Raw genomic sequence first — 5,169 nt, forward strand, 5'->3', positions numbered from 1 at the left:
CTTTTGGAAAGAGAAAACGACGTAATTTATGCAGCCCAAAAAGTGATAGAGCTTGCGCCTTCACAACTTTATCAAGAAAGAATTGCCAAGCATTTTGGTTTGAAGTTACAACAGCGTAAAACTCAAAATGATAAGTGATTAAGTTGATATTTTTTGGGCGTGCCCTTGTGAGCATTCGCTGCGCTTATGCCCGCAAGGTCGGCGTGCTACGGGCTACATGCGGAATGCCCCGACCCGAGCGCAGAAAGAGGCACACCCAAAAAAATAATACTCAATTTCATCTCCCGATTATTCTGTTTTATACAAAATTCTATTCTGCTCTAGGTTACATACTATAATCAAACTCTTATCATCTCTCTCTTGGGTAAGGGTTTTGTTTCCATTTCTTAAAAACTCCTCCCACAAAGTTTGAATTTCAGCCTTTTTTTTACCTTGCTGATACAATAAATACAAACCCTGTATCAAAGGGTCAAAAAATCTACTGTAGGGTCTATTTAAGTCTTCATATATTTCTTTCTGCGCGTTCCATTGATTGCACTCAAAAGCGGCGTTCTCGCATCCATCACTCAAAACGCAGAAAGCCTTGTATGGCTCTTTTATTACTCGTACTTCTAACCAATTATGAGGCTCTTCTTGCCAAATTTGCGATGTTAAAAACACGGTCTGGTTGAATTCCTCTCCTTTATGCGGTCTAAATAAAGCGTGCCATTTTCCACTTATATCACAATAACCTGCACGCCCATCTCCTATGTGGAAGCTAATTAAACTATGCTGCGAAAAAATAACCGCATTTACGGTACAACTCAAGGACTCTAACTCATAGACTCGCCGTGATTTCAAGTATTCAAGTGCGTTTAGTAATAATATGAAAACCTGTTCTTCAAGTGTGCTTTCGTCTTGAATAAGTGTACTCCAATCTACCTTTCTACACTCAGTAATAAGAAAGCCGACACACAAATGCGCCCCAATATGAGCAAAACCAGATGAACTCGCACCATCGCATATAATAGCAATTCCCCAACCATTATCCCAAGTATCATAACCGCATGCATCCTGCATAGGCATATCTTGTTGAATATGCCCTAATCCTATCACAGAGCCGTAGGCACTGATAAAAGTATGACTATTCATCGTACTCTAATCCTGCGGCTATTCTATAAGCAGTTTGTAATTCTGAATAAGCATGCATATTTTTAGCATTTAACGCAGTACGCATTCCTTTTTGATAAATTTCCACTGCTTTTTGAGTAAGTCCTTTTTTTTCATATAATTTACCCAAGTGATAGTATGTACCTACATAGTCGGGGTGATGTTCTAATAAATACTCATAGTGCATTTGTGCGGTATCTAAATCTCCCATGTTGTTGTATTCTGTGGCAATAGCATACCGTGTAAAGGTATCATTTGGATCTTGATTGAGAAAATCTAGTAAGGTTTTAAGCCGTTCTTCTGCTTTCATGACCTGCAAAGGTATAAAATTTATGGAATTTATGCGTATTGGATACTTTGGTAAATCAATTCTTACTTCGGGCGTGTCCCTCGCTGCGCTCGGGTCGGCGTGCTGCGGGCTGCGCTATCGCTTCGGTGCTACGCTACGCTTCGCACTGCTGACGCACCCTCCGCATGCCTCACGCAGCAGCCTTTTGACGTTTTACTTTGTTTTTAGACATATCTTTGCTTTACCTTGTTTGAACTACCTTCATTTTATCTTGTTTTACATTGTTTTTCAAGCACCTACAAGACTAAACCTTGAATATACGGACTTCTTTTACCCTGATTTTCGAAATTATACCTTATTTTGAATTGATTTTCAATGATTTACAAGGTTAAACTTTATTTCTACCTTGTTTTATGTTCATTTTCAACTATTTACAGGGTTGGATTTCAATAGATGGGTTTGGCATACTTGCTGCTTGCGTGAGGCATGCGGAGGGCAAGCCGTTAGGCTTGGTGCGAAGCCCCTCGCCTACGCTTTTACCCTTACCCAGAGGGTGGGCGGGGCGTAGCACCGTCAGCCCGTAGCACGCCGACCTTGTGGGCATACGCGCAGCGTAACGCCCACAAGGGCACGCCTAAAAAATCAAAAATTACTTCCATTCAAAAATAATAATTCTCTTACAAGGCAAAACGTACCTGGCTTGTAAGCTATACCAAGAACTCATTTGTATAAAATAGGTTAAATCTCTACTTTTGCAGGTAATTGCTCTGTAAAAAAGTATGGGACGCATTTTTGAAAAACGCAAGTACAAAATGTTTGCTCGGTATGATAGAATGGCAAAAGCTTTTACTCGTGCAGGAAAGGAAATTGCTATTGCAGTCAAACAAGGAGGACCTAACCCTGAATATAATCCCCGCTTGCGGATGGCTATACAAAACGCCAAAGCAGTAAACATGCCCAAAGACCGCATTGAAGCAGCTATCAAACGTGCCGTTTCTAAAGAAGAAGCTGAGTTAGAAGAAATTACTTACGAAGGTTACGCCCCACACGGCGTAGCAATTATCATGGAAGCCGCTACCAACAACCCCACTCGTACCGTAGCAAACATCCGTACGTATCTTAATAGGTCTGGCGGAAGCTTATGTAAAACAGGTTCGCTAGATTTTATCTTTGATAGAAAAAGCGTGTTCAAACTCCAAGATAAAAACCTTGACCTCGAAACCCTAGAATTAGAATTGATTGACTTCGGTTTAGAAGAACTAGGACATGATGAAGAAGGAAACATTGTCATTTACTCAGGATTTACGGATTTTGCTAACATGCAAAAAGCATTGGAAGATCGAAAGATAGAAGTGCTAAGCGCAGAGATTCAAAGAATTCCTAATACTTTCGTAGAACTATCCGAAGCACAAGAAAATGAAGTTTTAGAACTGATTGAAAAAATAGAAGCAGACGATGATATTCAAAATGTGTATCATAATCTAAAATAAACCCCATGACTGAACGCAAACTCAAAATTGGTGTTTTAGGTGCAGGACATTTAGGTAAAATTCATATCAATTGTATTAAGCAAATCCCAAATTATGAGTTAGTCGGAATATATGACATTCATTTACCCACAGCAGAGGAGGTATCTCAAAAGCTAAACGTACCCTATTTTGACACATTAGATGCCTTAATACAAAACGTGGAAGTGGTAGATGTAGTAGTACCCACTATTGCCCATTATGATTGTGCCAGTAAAGCAATACGAGCTCAAAAACATGTTTTTATTGAAAAACCTTTTACTACTAACTTAGATGAAGCGCAAGATTTAATCAATTTAGCTATTCAACACAAGGTAAAAATTCAAGTAGGACACGTTGAACGATTTAATCCTGCTTTTATAGCTGTTGAGAAGATCGGTCCTAAGCCTTTGTTTATAGAGAGCCATCGTTTAGCGCAGTTTAATCCCAGAGGAACGGATGTTTCTGTGGTATTAGACCTGATGATTCACGATATTGACTTAATACAGAGTATGATAAAAGCAAAGGTCCTTAAAGTGGATGCTAGCGGCGTAGCTGTGGTCAGTGAAACTCCTGATATTGTTAATGCTAGGATTACTTTTTCTAATGGTGCTGTGGCTAACATAACGGCATCCCGAATTAGTCTGAAAAACATGCGGAAAATGCGCCTTTTTCAGCAAGATGCTTATATTACAATGGATTTTTTAGAAAAGAAAGCTGAAATATTTCAGCTCAAAGATATGCATGCTCCTGACGCACGCGAAAAACTAAAAAAAGCTCTTGAAATGGGTCAAATGCCCGAAAATTTGCATTATGAAGCTTTACCTACCCCTCCTATAAATGCCATTAAAATGGAGTTAGAAACGTTTTATGATGCTATTATCAACAATACTGAACCCCCTGTAAATATGTATGACGCCTACTACGCACTAGAAACTGCTTTTATGGTTGTTGAGAAAATTAAGTAAAAAGTATAGTTATAGTACACTAAAATTTTACGTGTGATAAGATAAAATCACTATTATTTTTTTGGGCGTGTCCTTGCCCACGTCTCGCTACGCTCGTGTGGGCAAGGTCGGCGTGCTACGGGCTACGCTATCGCTTCGGTGCTGCGCTTCGCTGCGCACCGTGCTGACGCACGCCCTTCGCATGCCTCACGCAAATTCAATAACCCCCCAACTACCCCAAAAAACAAACTAAAAAGCCCACCTATAAAGTGGGCTTCCAAATCTCTACTCTATCACCAACTTCTGCTGATAAAACTTATTCTTACCCTGCAACCGCAGTAAATACAAACCTTTGGGAACATTACTAACATCCAACACATTACTACCCGACTGTAAATATACATTCTGCACTACCTTGCCACTGACATCCACAATACTACACCATGCAGGTTCAGGGATACTTACACGTACCTCATTTCGCGCAGGATTGGGATACACCAATGCAGAAAGTTGAGGTATGCTCTGATCTTGCACATTTAACGCAAGATACAAGTAACGATAAAAGTCATACCCCGCCATGATAAACTTCCATACATACACCGTGTCCGTTACTACTCCCCCCGAACTGTTGTAACAATTTAAGTATGTCTCAAAATCCATACGGTAATAGCTAGACATGTACATTATACTATAAGGAAGTGTTATCTTCCCCGAACTAAAATCCCTTAACAAGTGATACGGACCGTCTTCAGGATGAACATCTTCAAAATACCATTGTAACAAGGTAGAGTCATGACAGGAATTGGGTACAAATAAACTGTGATTATACTCTACTGTCAAAGGAAAATTCTTTCGCTTAGCACGGACAAATACAATTACCTGTATATGACCTCCCGAACTCGTAATGCAAGGATTCAAGAATTGATATTTATCAGTTATCTGCTTTTTAGTATATCCTTCCCATGTAGCAGTGGGATTATGTACCCATGCTCTGGCTTCAAATACACTATCAAAGGGAGTAGTGTAAGGGATAAGTGTTTCTCCGAAGGAAGCGTCTATGCTATCCGTAGCCATAGGATCATAGCCAATGATTACACTGTCTTTGTTACCTCCATTGTCCCTAATTTTTATGGTAAATTCAAATTCAGGCACACTTTGGCTCAATGCGATTAAGCCCAAACAGCAAAAGAGCAAGATTAACTTTAACTTTTTCATATTACTTCTCCTTTCTTTTATGGTTGTACGATAATTTTTTCAAAGTAATTTGATTCAGGAATTT

The 5,169-nt window shown here is 39.5% G+C and carries 8 protein-coding genes; 5 read left to right on the plus strand and 3 right to left on the minus strand.

Annotation, left to right across the window (positions count from 1 at the left end):
- Positions 1-167: 167 nt before the first annotated feature.
- Complete coding sequence (locus NZ519_11735) at positions 168-338, plus strand: hypothetical protein (GenBank protein ID MCS7029425.1); 171 nt, start codon at positions 168-170, stop codon at positions 336-338.
- Here NZ519_11735 and NZ519_11740 read toward each other — a convergent pair.
- A complete protein-coding gene (locus tag NZ519_11740; GenBank protein ID MCS7029426.1) occupies positions 289-1,131 on the minus strand; it encodes a protein phosphatase 2C domain-containing protein in 843 nt (280 codons plus the stop codon). The two genes, NZ519_11735 and NZ519_11740, sit on opposite strands and share 50 nt — an antisense overlap.
- Positions 1,124-1,459 (minus strand): tetratricopeptide repeat protein, encoded by a 336-nt coding sequence (locus tag NZ519_11745; protein ID MCS7029427.1) that lies wholly within the window; start codon positions 1,457-1,459, stop codon positions 1,124-1,126. The genes NZ519_11740 and NZ519_11745 overlap by 8 nt, the downstream gene beginning before the upstream one ends.
- A 73-nt stretch (positions 1,460-1,532) precedes the next feature.
- On the opposite strand from NZ519_11745, the gene NZ519_11750 reads away from it, so the two are divergent.
- The 4 genes from NZ519_11750 to NZ519_11765 all read left to right on the plus strand — a co-directional run bounded on the left by NZ519_11750 (position 1,533) and on the right by NZ519_11765 (position 3,911).
- The gene (locus tag NZ519_11750; GenBank protein ID MCS7029428.1) at positions 1,533-1,802 is read left to right on the plus strand and encodes a hypothetical protein; all 270 of its coding nucleotides are present in this window, start codon (positions 1,533-1,535) and stop codon (positions 1,800-1,802) included.
- A gap of 49 nt (positions 1,803-1,851) precedes the next feature.
- Positions 1,852-2,022 (plus strand): hypothetical protein, encoded by a 171-nt coding sequence (locus NZ519_11755; protein ID MCS7029429.1) that lies wholly within the window; start codon positions 1,852-1,854, stop codon positions 2,020-2,022.
- Positions 2,023-2,217: 195 nt separating this feature from the next.
- A complete protein-coding gene (locus NZ519_11760; protein ID MCS7029430.1) occupies positions 2,218-2,928 on the plus strand; it encodes a YebC/PmpR family DNA-binding transcriptional regulator in 711 nt (236 codons plus the stop codon).
- A gap of 5 nt (positions 2,929-2,933) precedes the next feature.
- Positions 2,934-3,911, plus strand: coding sequence for a Gfo/Idh/MocA family oxidoreductase (locus NZ519_11765; protein ID MCS7029431.1), 978 nt, complete (start codon positions 2,934-2,936; stop codon positions 3,909-3,911).
- Positions 3,912-4,175: 264 nt separating this feature from the next.
- On the opposite strand, the gene NZ519_11770 is transcribed toward NZ519_11765, so the two are convergent.
- Positions 4,176-5,069 carry a T9SS type A sorting domain-containing protein gene (locus NZ519_11770; protein ID MCS7029432.1) on the minus strand — a complete coding sequence of 298 codons (894 nt, stop codon included), beginning with the start codon at positions 5,067-5,069 and terminating at the stop codon, positions 4,176-4,178.
- Positions 5,070-5,169: the final 100 nt, after the last annotated feature.

Source organism: Bacteroidia bacterium (genome assembly GCA_025056095.1).
Taxonomy (GTDB): domain Bacteria; phylum Bacteroidota; class Bacteroidia; order JANWVE01; family JANWVE01; genus JANWVE01.